Annotated in this window: 16 protein-coding genes; 3 read left to right on the top strand and 13 right to left on the bottom strand. The window is 71.2% G+C overall.

What is annotated here, in order from left to right; genetic code table 11:
- The first annotated feature begins 95 nt into the window (after positions 1-95).
- The gene (locus TR48_RS03970; RefSeq protein ID WP_042364403.1) at positions 96-752 is read left to right on the top strand and encodes a TetR/AcrR family transcriptional regulator; all 657 of its coding nucleotides are present in this window, start codon (positions 96-98) and stop codon (positions 750-752) included.
- Between the two features lie 66 nt (positions 753-818).
- Here the strand turns inward: TR48_RS03970 and aspS are convergent, their stop codons facing one another.
- Genes aspS through TR48_RS03955 form a run of 3 tightly spaced genes read right to left on the bottom strand, consistent with a single transcriptional unit; the run spans position 819 to position 4,600 of the window.
- Entirely contained in the window at positions 819-2,603 is a 1,785-nt protein-coding gene (gene aspS, locus TR48_RS03965) for an aspartate--tRNA ligase (RefSeq protein ID WP_042364402.1), read from the bottom strand.
- Positions 2,600-3,880, bottom strand: a complete 1,281-nt coding sequence (gene hisS / locus TR48_RS03960; RefSeq protein ID WP_042364401.1) for a histidine--tRNA ligase — start codon at positions 3,878-3,880, stop codon at positions 2,600-2,602. Before hisS ends, aspS begins: the two co-directional genes overlap by 4 nt.
- Before the next feature lie 12 nt (positions 3,881-3,892).
- Complete coding sequence (locus tag TR48_RS03955) at positions 3,893-4,600, bottom strand: MBL fold metallo-hydrolase (protein ID WP_042364400.1); 708 nt, start codon at positions 4,598-4,600, stop codon at positions 3,893-3,895.
- A 230-nt stretch (positions 4,601-4,830) separates the two neighbouring features.
- Between TR48_RS03955 and TR48_RS03950 the strand changes: the two genes are divergently transcribed.
- Entirely contained in the window at positions 4,831-5,697 is an 867-nt protein-coding gene (locus TR48_RS03950; RefSeq protein WP_042364399.1) for a peptidylprolyl isomerase, read from the top strand.
- Between the two features lie 208 nt (positions 5,698-5,905).
- Positions 5,906-7,135 carry a DUF349 domain-containing protein gene (locus tag TR48_RS03945; protein WP_042364398.1) on the top strand — a complete coding sequence of 410 codons (1,230 nt, stop codon included), beginning with the start codon at positions 5,906-5,908 and terminating at the stop codon, positions 7,133-7,135.
- Positions 7,136-7,360: 225 nt separating this feature from the next.
- Here the strand turns inward: TR48_RS03945 and TR48_RS03940 are convergent, their stop codons facing one another.
- The 10 genes from TR48_RS03940 to ruvC all read right to left on the bottom strand — a co-directional run bounded on the left by TR48_RS03940 (position 7,361) and on the right by ruvC (position 18,907).
- The gene (locus TR48_RS03940) at positions 7,361-8,563 is read right to left on the bottom strand and encodes a cytochrome P450 (RefSeq protein ID WP_042364397.1); all 1,203 of its coding nucleotides are present in this window, start codon (positions 8,561-8,563) and stop codon (positions 7,361-7,363) included.
- A gap of 55 nt (positions 8,564-8,618) precedes the next feature.
- Entirely contained in the window at positions 8,619-9,389 is a 771-nt protein-coding gene (locus tag TR48_RS03935) for a class I SAM-dependent methyltransferase (RefSeq protein ID WP_042364396.1), read from the bottom strand.
- 87 nt (positions 9,390-9,476) lie between these two features.
- Positions 9,477-11,909, bottom strand: coding sequence for a RelA/SpoT family protein (locus tag TR48_RS03930; protein ID WP_042364395.1), 2,433 nt, complete (start codon positions 11,907-11,909; stop codon positions 9,477-9,479).
- A gap of 267 nt (positions 11,910-12,176) precedes the next feature.
- Positions 12,177-12,725 (bottom strand): adenine phosphoribosyltransferase, encoded by a 549-nt coding sequence (locus TR48_RS03925; RefSeq protein WP_042364394.1) that lies wholly within the window; start codon positions 12,723-12,725, stop codon positions 12,177-12,179.
- 46 nt (positions 12,726-12,771) lie between these two features.
- Positions 12,772-13,893, bottom strand: coding sequence for a protein translocase subunit SecF (secF, locus tag TR48_RS03920; RefSeq protein ID WP_042364393.1), 1,122 nt, complete (start codon positions 13,891-13,893; stop codon positions 12,772-12,774).
- 4 nt (positions 13,894-13,897) lie between these two features.
- The gene (gene secD, locus TR48_RS03915) at positions 13,898-15,760 is read right to left on the bottom strand and encodes a protein translocase subunit SecD (protein ID WP_439654434.1); all 1,863 of its coding nucleotides are present in this window, start codon (positions 15,758-15,760) and stop codon (positions 13,898-13,900) included.
- A gap of 146 nt (positions 15,761-15,906) precedes the next feature.
- A complete protein-coding gene (gene yajC / locus TR48_RS03910; RefSeq protein WP_236651999.1) occupies positions 15,907-16,386 on the bottom strand; it encodes a preprotein translocase subunit YajC in 480 nt (159 codons plus the stop codon).
- A gap of 249 nt (positions 16,387-16,635) precedes the next feature.
- Positions 16,636-17,727 (bottom strand): Holliday junction branch migration DNA helicase RuvB, encoded by a 1,092-nt coding sequence (gene ruvB, locus TR48_RS03905; protein WP_042364392.1) that lies wholly within the window; start codon positions 17,725-17,727, stop codon positions 16,636-16,638.
- Positions 17,728-17,765: 38 nt separating this feature from the next.
- The gene (ruvA, locus tag TR48_RS03900) at positions 17,766-18,386 is read right to left on the bottom strand and encodes a Holliday junction branch migration protein RuvA (RefSeq protein WP_042364391.1); all 621 of its coding nucleotides are present in this window, start codon (positions 18,384-18,386) and stop codon (positions 17,766-17,768) included.
- On the bottom strand, positions 18,383-18,907 hold the full coding sequence (gene ruvC, locus TR48_RS03895; RefSeq protein ID WP_042364390.1) for a crossover junction endodeoxyribonuclease RuvC: 525 nt from the start codon (positions 18,905-18,907) through the stop codon (positions 18,383-18,385). The genes ruvA and ruvC overlap by 4 nt, the downstream gene beginning before the upstream one ends.
- Positions 18,908-19,023: the final 116 nt, after the last annotated feature.

The following is a 19,023-nucleotide window of genomic DNA, read 5'->3' as shown; positions in this document are numbered from 1 at the left end:
AACAACGTTCGATGCTGGTGCAAGGTGGAGGGACGCGAGCCATGGCACGCCTGCAGAACCGTCCGGGTCAGGGACGCCGACGCGCTTCGCACTCGATGGAGTCGGTGCTGACGGAGGCAGTGGCCCTGCTGGACGAGGCGGGCCCGCCCGCGCTCACCTTCCGGGCCCTGGCCGAGCGCCTCGGCGGCGGCGTCGCCAGCATCTACTGGTACGTGGCCAACAAGGACGAGCTGCTCGACCTCGCCACGGACCACGTGATCGGCTCGGTCCTGGCCGACATCGAGGCTCTCCCGGGCAGCGCCGACCCGATCGACGACCTGCGGGCGATGTCGGTCACCCTGTTCGACGCGATCGTGGCGCGGCCCTGGCTGGGCGCGTACTTCATGCGCAACATCAACGCCCAGAGCAACTCGATCCGCCTGTACGAGCGGCTCGGAGAGCAGACCCTCCGCCTCGACCTCAGCGCGCGCCAGCGCTTCCACGCCGTCTCCGCGATCATCGGCGTCGTGGTCGGCTCCGCGGTCGACCTCGGCCAGGAACCGCCCCAGGAGGTCCTCGACGGCGCCGTCGACCGCGACACGTACCTCGGCCGCGCCGCCGCGGCCTGGCGGGACCTCGACCCGGCGGCCTACCCCTTCGTCCATGAGATCGTCGACGAGTTCGACGGCCACGACGACGCCGACCAGTTCCGCTCCGCCCTGGAACTCACCCTCGCGGGCCTGCGCCTCCAGGCCGGGGCCCGAGTCGGATGAGCAGAACAAGCGGGGCCCCTGCCATCGGCAGGGGCCCCGCTTGTTCGCGCGTGTGGGTGCGTGGTGTTACTGCTCGGCCTTCGCGGCGGCCTGCTGCTCGGACTTCGGCGTCGCGTCGACGCCGGCCTCCCTGCGCTGCGCAGCGGTGATCGGCGTCGGGGCGCCGGTCAGCGGGTCGCCGCCGGTGGAGGTCTTCGGGAAGGCGATGACGTCGCGGATGGTGTCGTAGCCGCCCAGCAGGGTGACCAGACGGTCCAGGCCCAGCGCGATGCCGCCGTGCGGCGGCGGGCCGAAGTCGAAGGCGTTCAGCAGGAAGCCGAACTGCGACTGGGCCTCCTCCTGCGAGAGCCCGATCGCGTCGAACGCGCGCTTCTGCACGTCCTTCTGGTGGATACGGATCGAGCCGCCGCCGATCTCCGAACCGTTGAGCACCAGGTCGTACGCGTTGGAGAGCGCGCTGCCCGGGTCGGTGTCGAAGGTCGCCATCGACTCGGCCGTCGGGGCCGTGAAGGGATGGTGCACCGCGTGCCAGCCCTGGAACTCGCCCTTGTCGTCCTCGATGGGCTCGAACATCGGGAAGTCGACGACCCAGAGGAAGGCCCACTTGGACTCGTCGATGAGCTCGCAGCGCTTGCCGATCTCCAGGCGCGCCGCGCCCAGCAGCTCCTGCGAGGCGGTCTTCTTGCCCGCGGCGAAGAAGATGCAGTCGCCCGGCTTGGCGCCGACCGCGTCGGCCAGGCCGGCGAGGTGCTCCTCGCTGAGGTTCTTCGCGACCGGGCCGCGCAGCTCGCCGGTCTCCTCGTCGATCAGCACGTAGGCGAGGCCGCGCGCGCCGCGCGCCTTGGCCCAGTCCTGCCATGCGTCCAGCTGCTTGCGCGGCTGCGAGGCGCCGCCCGGCATGACCACGGCGCCCACGTACGGGGCCTGGAAGACGCGGAACGAGGTGCCGGAGAAGTACTCGGTCAGCTCGGTGAGCTCGTTGTCGAAGCGGACGTCCGGCTTGTCGGAGCCGTAGCGGGACATCGCGTCCGCGTAGGACATGCGCGGCAGCGGCAGCGGCACCTCGTAGCCGAGGACCTCGCCCCAGACGCGGGAGACGACCTCCTCGCCCAGCTTGAGGATGTCCTCCTGGTCGACGAACGAGGCCTCGATGTCGAGCTGGGTGAACTCCGGCTGGCGGTCGGCGCGGAAGTCCTCGTCACGGAAGCAGCGCGCGATCTGGTAGTAGCGCTCCATGCCGGCGACCATCAGCAGCTGCTTGAACAGCTGCGGCGACTGCGGCAGGGCGTACCAGTGGCCCGGCTGCAGGCGGACCGGGACGAGGAAGTCGCGGGCGCCCTCGGGGGTGGAGCGGGTGAGGTACGGCGTCTCGATGTCGAGGAAGCCGTTCTCCTCCATCACCGTGCGGATGATGTGGGTGGCGCGCGAGCGCAGGCGCAGCGCGCGGGCCGGGCCCTCGCGGCGCAGGTCCAGGTAGCGGTACTTGAGGCGGACCTCCTCGTTGACCGAACCGGGCTCGTACTCGGCGACCTGGAACGGCAGCGCGGCTGCCTCGGAGAGCACCGTCAGGTCGGTCACGACGACCTCGACCTGGCCGGTCGGGATGTCGGGGTTCTCGTTGCCCTCGGGACGGACCCGGACGTCACCGGTGATCTTGACGCACCACTCGGAGCGCAGCTCGCCCACGGCCTCCAGGTCGCGGAAGACGACCTGGACGGTACCGGAGGAGTCCCGCACGTCGACGAAGGCCACGCCGCCGTGGTCGCGGCGGCGGGCGACCCAGCCGGCGAGGGTGACGGTGGTGCCGGCGTGCTCCGGGCGGAGCGTGCCGGCCTCGTGGGTGCGGATCACTGGAGCTTCTCCTTCAGAGTGGTGACGAGAGCGTCGAGGGCGACCGGGGTCTGGTCACCGGAACCGAGGTCCTTCAACTGAACCACGCCGTCGGCGAGATCACGCTCGCCGGCGACGATCGCGTAGCGAGCGCCGGAGCGGTCGGCGGCCTTGAAGCCGGCCTTGACGCTCTTGCCGCCGAAGACCAGGTCCGCGGAGACGCCGACCCGGCGCAGCTCGGTGACCTTGCCGAACAGCACCCGCCGGGCCTGCTCGCCCATCGGGACGGCGAAGACGTCGGTGGTGGCGGGGATGTCGAGGGTGATGCCCTCGGCCTCCAGCGCGAGCACGGTGCGGTCCACACCCAGGGCCCAGCCGACCGACGGCAGTTCGGGGCCGCCGATCATCTCGGACAGGCCGTCGTAACGACCGCCGCCGCCCACCGCGGACTGCGCGCCGAGGCCGTCGTGGACGAACTCGAAGGTGGTGCGGGTGTAGTAGTCGAGGCCGCGGACCAACTTCGGGTCGTCCTCGAAGCGGACGCCCGCGGCGAGCAGCAGCTCGCGGACCTGCTCGTGGTAGGCCTTGCAGTCCTCACAGAGGTAGTCGACGAGCATCGGCGCGCCGCCGAGCTGGTCCTGGACCTCCGGACGCTTGTCGTCCAGCACACGCAGCGGGTTGATCTCCGCGCGGCGCAGCGTCTCCGCGTCGAGGTCGAGGCCGCGCAGGTAGTTCTGCAGCGCTTCGCGGTAGACCGGGCGGCACTGCTTGTCGCCGAGGCTGTTCAGCAGGATGCGGAAGTTGCGCAGGCCCAGCGAGCGGTAGGCGTCGTCGGCCAGGATGATGAGCTCGGCGTCCAACGCCGGGTCCTCCGCGCCGATCGCCTCGGCGCCGACCTGCCAGAACTGGCGGTAGCGGCCCTTCTGCGGGCGCTCGTAGCGGTACTGCGAACCGCTGTACCAGAGCTTGACCGGGAGGTTGCCGGTCCGGTGCAGGTTGGCCTGGAGCGTCGCGCGCAGCACGGAGGCGGTGGCCTCGGGGCGCAGCGCGAGGTCCTGGCCCTCCTCCGTGCGGGAGGTGAGGGTGAACATCTCCTTCGTCACGATGTCGGTGGACTCACCGACGCCGCGCGAGAAGAGCTTGACGTCCTCGAAGACGGGGGTCTCCACGTAGCCGTAGCCGGCCCGGCGCAGCGGCGCGGCCAGCGCCTCGCGCACGGCGAGGACGGTGCCGGCGGTGGCCGGGAGGATGTCGTAGGTGCCCTTGGGGGCCTGGAAAGCCTGGGAAGTACTGCTCACGTCTCGTCTCTTCTACAGTCCGCGGCGCTGGGCGCCGGTCGGCGCGGCGCTGCCGGCGACCTGGAGCAGGTACGGGTTGGCGACGCGCTCGCGACCGATGGTGGTCTGGGGGCCGTGTCCGGAGAGGACCACGGTCTCGTCCGGCAGCGGCAGGCACACGCGGGCCAGCGACCGCAGGAGGGCGTCGTGGTCGCCCCCGGGGAGATCGGTGCGTCCGACGGAGCCGGCGAAGAGCAGGTCGCCCGAGAACAGCACCGGAGGCAGCTCCGGGGCGGCGGGCGTCCTGAACGTCACCGACCCCCCGGTATGGCCGGGCGCGTGGTCGACCGTGAGGCTCAGCCCCGCGAGCTCCAGCACGCTGCCGTCGGTGAGAACCCGCACGTCGTCGGGCTCGCCGACGGTGATCTCGCCCATGAGCTGCGCCCCGAACGAACGGCCGAGGGCCTTCTCCGGGTCGGAGAGCATGTAGCGGTCCTCGGGGTGGATCCACGCCGGAATGCCGCGCGCGCCGCAGACGGGAACGACCGAGGCCACGTGGTCGATGTGCCCGTGGGTGAGCACCACCGCGACCGGCTTCAGCCCGTGCTCGCGCACCGCCTCCTCGACACCGGCGGCGGCCTCGTGCCCCGGGTCCACGATGACGCACTCCTCGCCGGCGGCCGGGGCCACGAGGTAGCAGTTGGTGCCCCAGGCTCCAGCGGGAAAGCCGGCGATGAACACGTGGGTCCCTACTCACGTCGAGAAATGGCGGTGACTGCTGTCAGCAGGGTACCGGCGGCAGGGGACCGATCGCGAACCGTATCCGGCGCCCGCCTGTCGCCCCATCGGCCGCTTTCACCGCGCGTTTACAGAATTGCTCCCTACACTGGGCCGCCGTCGGGTGGGAAGATCCCCCGCGACAGCACACAGACCGACGACGTACGAACGACTTCACGGCAGGAGTGTGGGCGGTGGCCCCCAACGACACGCAGCGGCCGAAGGCTGGGCCTCTCCCCAAGGACCCGGAGAAGCGCCGGCGCGAACTGCAGCGCAGGAAGCTGGAGCGTCAGGCCCAGCTGCGCCGCGCGCGGATCGCCGAGGCGCGCAAGCGCACCGCGATCATCGGCGCGTGCGTCGTCGCCGTCGCGGCGATCGCGGTCGGGACGGTCGTCCTGTGGCCGTCGGGCGGCAAGCCCAAGACGACGGCCTCCGCGGACACCGCGAGCAGCTCGCCGTCGGCCGCGAGCTCCCCGTCCGCGGCGAAGGCGAACTACACCATCACGCCCAAGAAGAACGAGGGCAGCTGGAAGACCGAGCCGCCGATGACGATCGACACCTCGGCGACCTACACCGCGAAGATCAACCTCGGTCAGGGCCTGGTCACCCTCAAGCTGGACGCCAAGGACGCGCCGCACACGGTGAACTCCTTCGTGTTCCTCGCCGGCCAGCACTTCTTCGACGGCGTGTACTGCCACCGGATCACCACCGAGGGTCTGTACGTGCTGCAGTGCGGCGACCCGACCGGCACCGGCTCCGGCGGGCCCGGCTACTCCTTCAAGGACGAGAACCTGACCGCCCCGTCCCTCAAGGGCGGCACCTACCCGGCCGGCACGGTCGCGATGGCGAACTCGGGCGCGAACACCAACGGCTCGCAGTTCTTCCTCGTCTACAAGGACAGCCCGCTGCCGGCCAACTACACGCCGTTCGGCACCATCACCGGCGGCATGGACGTGCTGAACGCGATCGCCGCCAAGGGCTCCGACAGCGCCAACGGTCCGGGCGACGGAAAGCCGGTCGATCCGGTCGTCATGAACACGGTCACTGCGACCAAGAACTGAACGCTTTAGGTGACGGGCGGGCGGCGCAGCCAAATCAACCTCGCGGGGATACGGACAGCGCCCCTGCCCGTCGCCTATGTTGGCGTCTTGTAGGGTGCGCTTCTGCGCTTCCCGGCGGCGCGGAGACCAAACCGGCCGGGCAATCGAACGTGGACGGCGGCCGCCCTGCCAGGTGCAGGACCCGCGGCCGCCATATGGAGGAGGCGCTGTGACCAGCGACCCGTGGGGCCGTGTCGACGACGAGGGGACCGTCTACGTGCGGACGGCCGACGGCGAACGCGTCGTCGGTTCGTGGCAGGCGGGCTCCCCCGAGGAGGCACTTGCCTACTTCACCCGCAAGTACGAGGGCATCGCCGTGGAGATCGGCCTGCTGGAGCGCCGCGTGCGCACCACGGACCTCGCCGCGAAGGACGCCCAGACGGCCATCGAGCACCTGCAGGCGCAGGTGACCGAGGGCCACGCGGTCGGCGACCTGGACGCCCTCGCCAAGCGTCTGACGACGCTGGCCGAGGAGGTCGAGTCCCGCCGCGAGGAGAAGAAGGCGGCGCGCGCCAAGGCCCAGGAGGAGGCCCGCGCTTCCAAGGAGGCCCTGGTCGCCGAGGCCGAGCAGCTCGTGGAGTCCACCCAGTGGCGCGAGGCGGGCGACCGCCTGCGGGCCCTGGTCGACACCTGGAAGGGCCTGCCCCGACTGGACCGCAAGTCCGACGACGAGCTGTGGCACCGCTTCTCGCACGCCCGCTCCGCGTTCTCCAAGCGCCGCAAGGCGCACTTCGCGCAGCTGGACCAGCAGCGCGAGGAGGCCCGCCTGAAGAAGGAGAAGCTGGTCCTCGAGGCCGAGTCGCTGGCCGACTCGACCGACTGGGGCGCCACGGCCGCCCGCTACCGCGAGCTGATGGCGGAGTGGAAGGCCGCGGGTCGTGCGCAGCGCGAGGCCGAGGACGAGCTGTGGACCCGCTTCCGCGGCGCGCAGGATGTCTTCTTCCAGGCCCGCTCGGCCGTCTTCGACGAGCGCGACGCCGACGAGCGCGAGAACCAGCACGCCAAGGAGGCCCTCCTGGTCGAGGCGGAGGCGCTGCTCCCGATCGGCGACCTGAAGGTCGCCAAGACCCACTACCGCGACATCGCGGAGCGCTGGGAGGCCATCGGCCACGTCCCGCGCGACGCCCGCCCCCGCCTGGAGTCCCGCCTGCGCCACGTGGAGCAGGCCATCCGCGAGGCGGAGGAGGCCGAGTGGCAGCGCAGCAACCCCGAGGCGCGGGCGCGTGCCGCGGGCATGACGGGCCTGCTGCAGGCGGCGGTGGACAAGCTGGAGAAGCAGATCGCCACAGCTGAGGCGAAGGGTGACGCCCGCCAGGTCGCCAAGCTCCAGTCCGAACTCGCCGGCCGCAAGGAACTGCTCGCCCAGGCCCAAAAGGGCCTCGAGGAGTTCAGCGGCTGACGCAGCCGGCTGCACTACCTCAGGAACGCGAGGCTGTACCGACCTGCGGCTCCGCCGCCAGGGCACGACCAGCCGCAGTCAGTTGCACCTCCTCAGGGGCGCGGGGACCTGCGCGACAAGCCACGCAGTGTGGTGAGTCGCCGCACGAGCAGGGCCATCCGTACAGGGTGGTTGCTCGCGCGGTTCCTCGCGCCCCTTTGGCGTTGCCTGGTCGCTCTCACGGTCCTACCCCACGGTGATGGGGAGGGTGGACGGTCCGCGGAGGTTGATGCGGCCGTTCCAGGTGACGTCGCCCCCGAGCGAGAGCGAGGGGAAGCGCTGGACGAGAGTCCCGATCGCCAGCCGGCCTTCGAGACGGGCGAGGGCGGCGCCCAGGCAGTGGTGCGGGCCGGCGCCGAAGGAGACGTGATGGCGGGCGTTGGGGCGGTCGATGCGGAGTTCGTCCGCGTCGGGGCCCCAGTAGTCAGGGTCACGGTTGGCTGAGGCCAGGCACGCGAAGACGAACGCGCCCGCCGGGATGGTGCGGTCGCGCACCGCGTGCGGGGTGAGCGTGATCCGCTTGGACTGCTGGACGGGGCTGTCGTAGCGCAGGAACTCCTCCACCGCGTTGGCCGCCAACCCGGGCCGCGCCCGGAGCAGCGCGAGCTGCTCAGGGTTGCGCAGCAGCGCGAGCGTGCCGTTGGAGATGAGGTTGACCGTCGTCTCGTGGCCGGCGATGTACAGCATGACGACCTGGGCGACGAGTTCGTCGTCACTGAGCCGGCCGCCCTCGTGCTCCGCCGCGATCAGCGCGGTGAGCAGGTCCTCGGCCGGGTTGGCGCGCTTCCAGGCGATCAGCTCGCGCGCCAGCGCGGTCATCTCCCGCGCCGCCTCGCTGATGCGCCGCATCTCCTCGGGGTCGGTGACGACCTGGAGGGTGAGCGCCAGGATGCCGGTCAGCTCGCGGATGCGGGCGTGGTCGGCGGGTGGCATCCCGAGCATCTGCGAGATGACCGCGAACGGCAGCGGGAAGGCGAGCGCCTCGACGAGGTCGGCCTGTCCCTCCTCCGCGATGCGGTCCAGCGCGGCGTCGAGAAGCCGGGTGATCTCACCCTCCAGCGCGGCGACGGAGCGGGAGGTGAAGACCTTGCCGACCAGCGAGCGCAGCCGGGTGTGGTCGGGCGGGTCACGGTGGACCATCGACATGTTGATCACGCCGAGGTCGAGGCGGTCCATCTGCTCGCGGATCTGTCCGTCGAGGACCTGCCGGTCGTCGACGGAGAGCCCCGCGCGCAGCAGGGCCGCGATGTCGTCGTAGGCGGTCAGCACCCAGAAGCCGAAGGGGTGCCGGTGCACCGGGTCCACCTCCCGCATCCGGCGGTAGGTGGGGTACGGGTCGTCGGCGAAGCCGGGGGCGAAGGGGTTGAAGAGCATGTCGGCGGTGGTCATCGATGCCTCCGGTGAACACATGGGTCTGCCCATGGACCTGACGGGCGGGGCGCGCTCACGGGCGTCGGCCCCACATGGTGACCATGGCGATGCCGAGGTCCTTGGTGGCGGGATCGGCCAGATAGGCCAGCGCGTCGTCGACGGTCGCCTCACCGAGCCGTGCCACCAGGGCGGGGCGCGAGGCGTTCGCGGTGCCGGACCAGAAGCGGGCCAGCGGGCCGCCGCCGTTCAGCACCGGCACGTCGACGGCGAGGCCGACCTCCGTGAAGCCGAGATCGGCGAGGGGCCGCGGGTAGCCGCGTCCCAGGTTGAGGTCGCTGCCGGTGGTCCGCGCGGCGAGCTCGCTCGCGACCGCGGCGGTCTCCCGGTAGGCGGCGTTGGGTGAGCTGGACGCGCCCATGTCCCAGGCGTCCGAGACGACGAGCCAGCCGCCGGGACGGACCCACTGCGCCATGCGCGTCAGCACCTGCTCGCGCTCGCGCAGGTGCATCAGCAGGAACCGGGTGTGGACCAGGTCGAACAGGCCGGGCGTGAAGGCCGGCTCGGTGATGTCCGCCTGGATCTCGTGGAAGCCTCGACCGCCCAGGTGGCGGACGTCGAGGTCGACGACGGTGGCCTGCTCGTCGCAGGCGTCCATGAGCCATGCGGCGACGGTGCCGAGGCCCGCGCCCACGTCGCAGGTGCGCAGGCCGGGCGTGACGAGCGGACGCAGGCGTTGGAACGAGTAGGGGTCGAAGACCCGCGCCAGCGCCCCGAGGCGGTCCGCCTCGCCAGGGTTTCGGTGCGAGTAGAGGCGGTCCCCGTACCGCTCTTCTCTTGGAGTCATGGCGCGATCGTTCGCCCGCGCGCTCGGGCCCCCCTGGACGAATCCTCGATTCCGTCTCCAGGGGAGCTCAGGTGCCGCTGTGGTGCCCTACCGCGCCTTGGCCGACGTCACCCGGTACACGTCGTAGACGCCCTCGACGCTGCGGACGGCCTTGAGCACATGGCCGAGGTGCTTCGGATCGCCCATCTCGAAGGTGAAACGGCTCATCGCGACCCGGTCGCGCGAGGTCTGCACCGCCGCCGACAGGATGTTGACGTGCTGGTCCGAGAGCACCCGCGTCACGTCGGAGAGCAGGCGCGAGCGGTCCAGCGCCTCGACCTGGATGGCGACCAGGAAGACCGAGGACTGAGTGGGGGCCCACTCGACCTCGACCATGCGTTCCTGCTTCTGCGCGAGCGAGTCGACGTTGACGCAGTCGGTGCGGTGCACGGAGATGCCGTTGCCGCGGGTGATGAAGCCGACGATCGGATCGCCCGGGACGGGCGTGCAGCAGCGCGACAGCTTGACCCACACGTCCGCGACGCCCTTGACGACCACGCCCGGGTCCTGCGTCGCGCGCCGCTGGCGGCGGTTACGCGTCGGGGACGGAGCGGTCAGCTCCTCGATGTCCTCGCTCGCGCCCTCCTCACCGCCGAGGGACTGCACCAGCTTCTGCACGATCGTCTGCGCCGCGACGTGGCCCTCGCCGATCGCCGCGTAGAGCGAGGAGATGTCGGGGTAGCGCATCTCGTGCGCGAGGGTGACCAGCGAGTCGCCGGTGAGGATGCGCTGCAGCGGCAGGCCCTGCTTGCGCATGGCCCGCGTGATCGCGTCCTTGCCCTGCTCGATGGCCTCCTCGCGGCGCTCCTTGGAGAACCACGCACGGATCTTGTTGCGGGCCCGCGGCGACTTGACGAAGGAGAGCCAGTCGCGGGACGGTCCGGCGTTCTCCGCCTTGGAGGTGAAGACCTCGACGGTGTCGCCGTTCTCGAGGGTGGACTCCAGCGGCACCAGGCGGCCGTTGACGCGCGCCCCTATGGTCCGGTGGCCGACCTCGGTGTGGACCGCGTACGCGAAGTCCACCGGGGTGGCCCCGGCGGGCAGCGCTATGACGTCGCCCTTGGGGGTGAAGACGAAGACCTCGTTGTTGGAGAGGTCGAACCGCAGTGACTCCAGGAACTCGCTCGGGTCCTCGGTCTCCTTCTGCCAGTCCAGCAGCTGCCGCAGCCAGGCCATCTCGTTGACGGTCTCGCCCTGCCCGGCGGGGGTGTCGGTGCGGACCTTGGACGCGCCGGCGACGGCCTGCTGCTTGTACTTCCAGTGCGCGGCGATGCCGTACTCGGCGCGGCGGTGCATGTCGAAGGTGCGGATCTGCAGCTCGACCGGCTTGCCCTCGGGCCCGATGACCGTCGTGTGCAACGACTGGTACATGTTGAACTTGGGCATGGCGATGTAGTCCTTGAACCGCCCCGGCACCGGGTTCCACCGTGCGTGGATGGTGCCCAGCGCCGCGTAGCAGTCGCGGACCGAGTCGACCAGGACCCGCACGCCGACCAGGTCGTAGATGTCGGCGAAGTCCCGGCCGCGCACGATCATCTTCTGGTAGACGCTGTAGTAGTGCTTCGGACGGCCCTTGACCTCGGCCTTGATGCGAGCGGTCTTGAGGTCGTCGGTGACCTGCTCCAGCACTGTGCCGAGGTACTCGTCCCGCTTGGGCGCGCGCTCGGCGACCAGCCGGACGATCTCGTCGTACATCTTGGGGTAGAGGATCGCGAAGGCGAGGTCCTCCAACTCCCACTTGATGGTGTTCATGCCCAGCCGGTGCGCCAGCGGGGCGTAGATCTCCAGCGTCTCGCGGGCCTTCTTCTCCTGCTTCTCCCGCTTGAGGTAACGCATGGTGCGCATGTTGTGCAGGCGGTCGGCCAGCTTGATGACCAGGACGCGCGGGTCCTTGGCCATGGCGACGACCATCTTGCGGACCGTCTCGGCCTGCGCCGCCTCGCCGAACTTGACCTTGTCCAGCTTGGTGACGCCGTCGACCAGCATGGCGACGGTGTCGCCGAAGTCGCGGCGGAGCTGGTCGAGACCGTAGTCGGTGTCCTCCACGGTGTCGTGCAGCAGGCCCGCCATCAGCGTCGGGGCGTCCATGCCGAGCTCGGCGAGGATCGTCGCGACCGCGAGCGGGTGGGTGATGTACGGGTCACCGCTCTTGCGCTTCTGGCCGCGGTGCCACTTCTCCGCGATCTGGTACGCACGCTCGAGCTGGTGCAGGTCGGCCTTCGGGTAGTTGCTGCGCACTATCCGGAACAGCGGTTCGAGCACCGGGTTGAAGGTGCTGCTGCGCTGGCCGCCGAGACGGGCGAGCCGGGCACGGACCCGAGAGGGCGAGGGCGCGACGGGGCGCGGTGCGACGGCGGGCGCGCCGCCGTCGCGCTGGAACGTGGCCGGTACGGCCGGCGGCGCGGGCTTCGGCGCGGCGGGAGCCGGCTTCGGACGCTCCTCCTGCGTTCCAGCGGCTTTGGGCACGACCTCTTCGGGCAACTGCACTCCTCGGGAGCGAGACCGGATCTCAATGGTACCGAGCGTCACAGCCACCTGCGTTCACGGCCCCGCGCGAACGCCCAGAGGCGCCTCGGCCTGGGCTACCCGGGATCCGTTGCAAACGTCAGGGGCGCGGGGAACTGCGCGACAAGCCACTCACCCACGGAGAGCCCCGAACCCGCAGGGCCATCCGCATAGGGGCGCCTCCCGGCCGAAGGCTGGGGGGTGGTTGCTCTCGCCGTTCCCCGCGCCCCCTCGACAGTGCAACTACTGGATCGAGATCACGGTCTTCAGCGGTGCGTCCCCCATGAGGGGGGCCAGCCGGGCGCGGCCGCCGAGGAAGCCGAGTTCCATCAGGACCTCGACGCCCGCGAGCTCCGCGCCGCCGCGGTGGATGAGGTCCAGGGCCGCCTCCACCGTGCCGCCGGTGGCCAGCACGTCGTCGACGACCAGGACCCGCTCGCCCGGGAGGAACGCGTCCATCTGGACCTCGATGACCGCCGAGCCGTACTCGAGGTCGTAGGCCTGGCGGTAGCAGTCCCCGGGGAGCTTGCCCTCCTTGCGGACGGGGACGAAGCCGGCGCCGGCGGCGTACGCCGCCGGCGCGGCCAGGATGAAGCCTCGGGCTTCGAGGCCGACGACCTTGGTCACGCCCAGCGCCTTCGCGCGGGCCGCGAGGTGGTCCACCAGCGCGGCCAGCGCCTCGGCGTCGGCGAGGAGCGGTGCGATGTCCTTGAAGACCACACCGGGCTTCGGGTAGTCCGGGACGTCGCGGATCTTGGCGGCGAGAAGGCCCGCCAGGTCGTTGCCGCTCATGCGGTCGTCTGCTCCTCTGGTGTTGACGGCGTCTGCTTCGACGCCGTCAGCGGCGGCCGCCGGAGGACCGGCGCTCGCTGCGGGTGCGGTTGACGGGCTGGTTGCGCGGACCGCCGGTCGGCGCGGGGACGGTGACCTCGGCCTGCGGGGCGTCGTCCTCGAGCGTGCGGCCCTCGGCCGCGGCCTTGGCCTCGGCCGCGCGGCGCTGCTTCACCTTGCGGGCCAGCTCGATGTACTCCGGGCGCTTCTCCTGGAGCCAGGCGACCATCGGGGTGGCCACGCAGATCGAGGAGTAGGCGCCGGCGGTCAGACCGACGAACAGCGCCAGCGAGATGTCGTTGAGGACACCCGCGCCGAGCAGGCCGCCGCCGATGAAGAGCAGCGCGGCGACCGGCAGCAGCGCCAGTACGGAGGTGTTGATCGAGCGGACCAGGGTGCTGTTCAGCGAGGCGTTGGCGGCGTCGCTGTAGGTCAGCTTGTTCTGCTTGGTGAGCTTGTTCGTCGCGGACTTGAGGCCGTCGAAGACGACGACGGTGTCGTAGAGCGAGTAACCGAGGATGGTCAGGAAGCCGATGACCGTGCCCGAGGTGACCTCGAAGCCGACCAGGGCGTAGACGCCGACGGTGATCACCAGGTCGTGCAGCAGCGCGACCAGCGCGCCGAGCGCGAGCCGCCACTCGAAGGCGAAGGCCAGGTACAACGTCACCAGCACCATGAAGACGACCAGACCCTCGAGGGCCTTCTGGCTGATGTCGTGGCCCCAGCTGGCGCTCAGCGACTGGGTGCTGATCTGGTTCTGGCTCAGGCCCAGCGACTGCGACAGCGTGTTCTGCCCGGTGGTGGGGTCGATCTTCTCGGCCGAGCTGATCTGGATGAGGATCTGCTCGCCCTTGGCGCCGTTGGCCGTCTGCACGAGAGCCGAGCTGTCGTGCGTCAGGTCGTTGGCCGCCTTCTGGGCCTGGGCGACCGTGACGCCCGGCTTGGTGACGGTGTAGATCTGGCCGCCCTTGAACTCGATGCCGAGGTTCAGGCCCCGGACCGACAGGCCCAGGATGGCGGCGACCAGGATGACGCCCGAGATGATCGTCCACAGCCTGCGCCGACCGACGAAGTCGAAACTGACCTCACCGGTGTAGAGGCGGTGGCCGATATTGCCGAAGCGAGACATCGGGTCAGGCCTCCTTGCCGGCGGTGGGACGGACCGGACGCCGCGAGCCGCGGCTGTCACGGAGCGGGTTGCGGACGCCGAGGCGCTCGGGCGAGAGCCCCGACCACGGGTGACCGGAGTTGAAGAAGTTCCGGCGGGCGAGCAGCGTCATCAGCGGCTTCGTGAACAGGAAGACCACGACGACGTCGAGCAGGGTGGTCAGGCCCAGCGTGAAGGCGAAGCCCTGCACCTTCCCGACGGTGAAGAAGTACAGCACCGCGGCGGCCAGGAAGGACACGAAGTCCGACACCAGGATGGTACGGCGGGCGCGCGGCCAGGCGTTGCGGACGGCCGGGCGCAGCGTGGCGCCCTCGCGCAGCTCGTCACGGACGCGTTCGAAGTAGACGACGAACGAGTCGGCGGTGATGCCGATGGCGACGATGGCGCCACAGACGGCGGGCAGGTTCAGCGCGAAGCCGATCGCGCCACCGAGCAGCGACATCAGCGACCAGGTGAGGATCGCGGAGACGAGCAGCGAGGCGACCGCCACCAGGCCGAGGCCGCGATAGTAGACCAGCGAGTACAGCACGACCAGGATCAGGCCGATCAGGCCGGCGATCAGACCCGCGTCGAGCTGGCTGCCGCCGAGCTCCGGCGAGACCGTCACGACCTCGAGCTGCTTGAAGTTCAGCGGGAGCGAGCCGTAGCTGAGCACGTTGGCCAGCGAGGTCGCGCTCGCCTGGTCGAAGCTGCCGGAGATCGTCGCCTGGCCGCCGGTGATCGCGTTGCTGACATAGGGCGAGGACTGGACCAGGCCGTCGAGCTGGATGGCGAACTCGTTGGTCGGCGTCTGGTTCTTGGCGAGCTGACCGGTGATGGCGGCGAACTGGCTGCTGCCGTGGGAGTTGAAGGAGAGGTCGACCTCCCACTGCCCGGTCTGGGTGCTCAGGTTGGCCTGGGCCTTGCTGATCGAGGTGCCGTCGACGGCGACCTTGTCCAGCGCGTACTTGGTCCAGGCGCCGCTGCTGCCGGCGGTCGTGGAGCAGGAGACGACCTGGTCGGTCTCGTGGGCGTTGTTCGCCGCGTTCTGCGCGGCCAGGCGGCCGGCGTTGGTGGTGCAGTCGATCGCGTTGAACTGCTGCTGCAGCGCGGCGGGCACGGTGCCGCCGAGCTGACCGGCGACCGTGCCGGTGGTCGGGACGGCGCTCGGGGTCGCGGCGGCCTTGGGGGTGCCGGCCGCGGCCGCGGAGGAGGAGGCGTGCGCACTGGCCGAGGCGGAGGCCTTCGCGGAGGCCGACGAGCTCGCCTTCAGGTCCTGCGAGAGGGCGTCACCCTGCGTCTTGCTCGCGCTCGGCGCGGCGGCCGCGCCGGAACCGGACGCCTTCGGCTTGCCGGAGCTGCTCGCGGCCGGGCTCGCCGAGCCGGACGGCTTGGCGCCGCCGCTGGACGAGGCGGACGGCGAGGCGCTGCTCTTGGGCAGGGAGGCCGCGTTGACCTGCTGCTGCTCGGCGAGCACCGGGCGGAAGTACAGCTTGGCGGTCTGGGCCAGCTCCGTGGCGAGCTGAGTCGAGCTGGTGCCCTTGGGAACGTTGACGACGATCTCGTCGTTGCCCTGGACCTGCACCGTCGCTTCGGTCACGCCGGTGCCGTTGACGCGGTCGCGCATGATGCCGGAGGCGATCCCCATGTTGGCGGGGTTGATCGCGTTCTTGTCGCTCGACGTCGCCTGGAGCGTCACGCTGGTACCACCGGCGAGGTCGATGCCGAGCCGCGGCTTGATGTTGCCGGTCCCGACCATGGTCGCCACCAGGGCCACCATGATCACGAGGATCAGGCTCAGCGCACGCCCCGGGTATCCGTCACGGGGACGGGACTTGGGTGATGCCACCTTCTCGATTCTCTCTGTCCATGCCGTGGGCAGGTCAAGTCGCCCACACCGGCGTACCGGCGGACAGGGGGCGGCTCGGCCACGACGCAGCGGTCCTTGGGCCCGGTCGGACGGTTACGACCGACCGGGTTCCGTAGCGGGCAAGGCTACTTGGCGGAAGCGTCCTTGTCGCCACCCACCTTGGCGTCGACCTTCCCGGCCTCGGTGTCGGCCGCGGCGGGGGTCTCAGCGGGAGTCTCGGCCTGGCCGGCCTCGTCCTTCGCCGCCTCGGCGGGGGTGGCGTCCTCGACGACGGCCTCGGCGTCAGCCTCGGCGCCGTCGGCCGCCTCGTCCGTCTCCGGCTCCTCGCCGTGGACGATGCGGTTGTACTCGATCGGGTCCAGCACCTGCGCGATGGCCTGCTTCGCGTACAGGGCGTGGACGCCCGGGGCGACCTCGAGCTCGACAGCCTCGTCGGTCACGTCCTTGACCAGCGCGTACATCCCCCCGATGGTGCGCACACCCGCGCCCGGCTCCAGGCGGGTGCGCATGTCCTGCGCCTGCTGCTGGCGCTTCTTGTTGCTCCGCATCGTCACGAACATGAGTCCGGCCAAGACGATGACCATGAAGATGAGCGGGTTACCCACGGCAGACAGTCCTTTGCGAGGCCGCAGGAGGCGGCGGCCAGTCGATATCGGGGCCCACCCCGTAAGGGCGGGAGCGGGCGGAGTCTAGGGGACCGCACGCAGTACAACAACGTCCAGCATGTCATCCGAGAGAGCCGAATGGCGAGTGACGTGACGGACTCGACGTGCACATAGCCCGTCAAGGGCTGCTCCGAGGCCGCCCGGGCACCCGTGGGCCACCCGCTCCCGGGGTGGCCGGCAGGCCCCCGCTCAGGCCTTCGTCGGCCCCTCCGGGGGCGTCGCCGGGCCGAACAGCTCCGCCTGCATCGGGACGCCAGGCCCGGCGGCCTGCGGCGGCGGGGTCAGGCCCAGGTGCTGCCAGGCGGCCGCGGTGGCGATCCGGCCGCGGGGGGTGCGGGCCAGCAGGCCCTCGCGGACCAGGAAGGGCTCGGCGACCTCCTCGACGGTCTCGGCCTCCTCCCCCACCGCCACGGCCAGTGTGGACAGGCCCACCGGCCCACCGCCGAAGAGCTTCAGCAGCGCGTGCAGCACGGCCCGGTCCAGCCGGTCCAGCCCGCGCGGGTCCACCTCGTAGACGGCGAGCGCGGCGTCGGCGATCTCGGGGGTGATCAGGCCGTCGTGGCGGACCTGCGCGTAGTCGCGGACCCGGCGCAGCAGCCGGTTGGCGATGCGCGGCGTGCCGCGCGAGCGACGGGCGATCTCGGCGGCGCCCTTCGGGTCGATCTCGACGGCCAGCAGCCGGGCGGACCGGTGTATGACCTGCTCCAGCTCCTCGGGCGCGTAGAACTCCATGTGGCCGGTGAAGCCGAAGCGGTCGCGCAGCGGCGGCGGCAGCAGGCCGGCCCGGGTGGTGGCCCCGACCAGCGTGAACGGCGGCAGCTCCAGCGGGATGGCGGTGGCGCCCGGCCCCTTGCCGACGATCACGTCGACGCGGAAGTCCTCCATCGCCATGTAGAGCATCTCCTCCGCGGGCCGGGAGAGGCGGTGGATCTCGTCGAGGAAGAGGATCTCGCCCTCGGTCAGCGAGGAGAGGATCGCCGCGAGGTCGCCGGCGTGCTGGATGGCCGGGCCGGAGGTGATCCGGATCGGCGCGCCCATCTCCGCCGCGATGATCATCGACAGCGTGGTCTTCCCGAGCCCGGGAGGGCCGGAGAGCAGCACGTGGTCGGGCGAGGCGCCGCGGTGGCGCGCCGCCTGCAGGACGAGCGAGAGCTGCTCGCGGACGCGCTCCTGGCCGATGAACTCGCCCAGGTCGCGCGGGCGCAGCGCCGCCTCGACGGCCCGGTCCTCGCCGTCCGCGGCGGCGGTGACCAGGCGGTCGGCTGCGGCGTCGTCGTACATGCTCTCTCGGCTCCTCGGTCGGACGGGGTCGGGCGGGCTCAGCGGGTGCGGTTGCGGCTCTGCAGGGCGGTGCGCAGCAGCGCGGAGACGTTCGGCTTCTCCATGGCCTCGGCCTCGGGCGCCACCGCCGCGACGGCCTCCTCGGCCTCCCTGGGCGCGAACCCGAGGCCGACGAGCGCGGCGTGCAGTTGCTCGTGCCACGGCGCGGGGGCCGTGGCGACGGCTGCGGCGGCCTGCTGGGGCGGGACGGCGCCCGTCGGCGCGCCGAGGCGGTCCTTGAGCTCCAGGAGCAGCTTCTGCGCCCCCTTGGGCCCGATCCCGGGCACGGCGGTCAGCGCCTTCGCGTCGCCGCGCGCGACGGCCACCCGCAGCGCCTCCGGGCTGTGCACGGCGAGCATCGCCTGGGCCACCTTGGGCCCTACGCCGCTGGCCGTCTGCAGCAGCTCGAAGGTCTGCCGCTCGTCGTCGTCGGCGAAGCCGTAGAGCGTCAGGGAGTCCTCGCGCACGACGAGGGAGGTGGCCAGGCGCGCCTCCTCCCCCAGGTGCAGGCGGGCGAGCGTGCCCGGGGAGCAGTGCACGAGCATGCCCACGCCGCCGACCTGGATCACGGCGCTGGAGGGCGTGAGCGCGGCTACGGGGCCGCTGACGAAGGCGATCACGGTCGGGGCTCCCTGACGCGGCTGAGGGCGGCGGCGATCCTGTTGGTGGCGGTGCCGCGCCAGATGTGGCAGATGGCGAGCGCGAGCGCGTCGGCCGCGTCCGCGGGCTTGGGCGGCGCGTCCAACCGCAGGATGCGCGTGACCATCGCGCCCACCTGGGCCTTCTCGGCCCGCCCCGAGCCGGAGACGGCGGCCTTGACCTCACTGGGGGTGTGCAGCGCGACCGGTATCCCACGCCGGGTGGCGCACAGCATGGCCACGGCGCTGGCCTGGGCGGTGCCCATGACCGTCCGCACGTTGTGCTGGGCGAAGACGCGCTCGACGGCGACCTTGTCCGGCCGGTGCAGGTCCAGCCACTCCTCGATGCCCTGCTCGATCCTGAGCAGCCGCAGCGGGACGTCCTCCTCCGCCGGGGTCCGCACGACACCGCAGGCGACCATCGTGAGCGGCCGCCCGGGCGCACCGTCGACAACCCCGACCCCGCACCTGGTCAGCCCTGGATCCACCCCGAGAACACGCATGCCCGCAGGCTATCGGCTGCGACCGACAGAACTGTTCAGGGGCACGGGGACCGATCAGGGGCACGGGGACTGATCAGGGGCACGGGGACCGTGCACATCAGGGGCGCGGGGAACTG

This window comes from Streptacidiphilus neutrinimicus, from assembly GCF_000787815.1.
GTDB lineage: Bacteria > Actinomycetota > Actinomycetes > Streptomycetales > Streptomycetaceae > Streptacidiphilus > Streptacidiphilus neutrinimicus.
The sequence above is the reverse complement of the archived record's forward strand: the minus strand, read 5'-3'. Positions and strand labels throughout refer to the sequence as shown.

Coding starts and splice junctions, on each gene's coding strand:
- ruvC (WP_042364390.1), bottom strand. CDS start 18,907: ATGCGTGTTCTCGGGGTGGATCCAGGGCTGACCAGGTGCGGGGTCGGG.
- TR48_RS03940 (WP_042364397.1), bottom strand. CDS start 8,563: ATGACCACCGCCGACATGCTCTTCAACCCCTTCGCCCCCGGCTTCGCC.
- secF (WP_042364393.1), bottom strand. CDS start 13,893: ATGTCTCGCTTCGGCAATATCGGCCACCGCCTCTACACCGGTGAGGTC.
- TR48_RS03925 (WP_042364394.1), bottom strand. CDS start 12,725: ATGAGCGGCAACGACCTGGCGGGCCTTCTCGCCGCCAAGATCCGCGAC.
- TR48_RS03935 (WP_042364396.1), bottom strand. CDS start 9,389: ATGACTCCAAGAGAAGAGCGGTACGGGGACCGCCTCTACTCGCACCGA.
- ruvB (WP_042364392.1), bottom strand. CDS start 17,727: ATGTACGACGACGCCGCAGCCGACCGCCTGGTCACCGCCGCCGCGGAC.
- TR48_RS03970 (WP_042364403.1), top strand. CDS start 96: ATGGAGTCGGTGCTGACGGAGGCAGTGGCCCTGCTGGACGAGGCGGGC.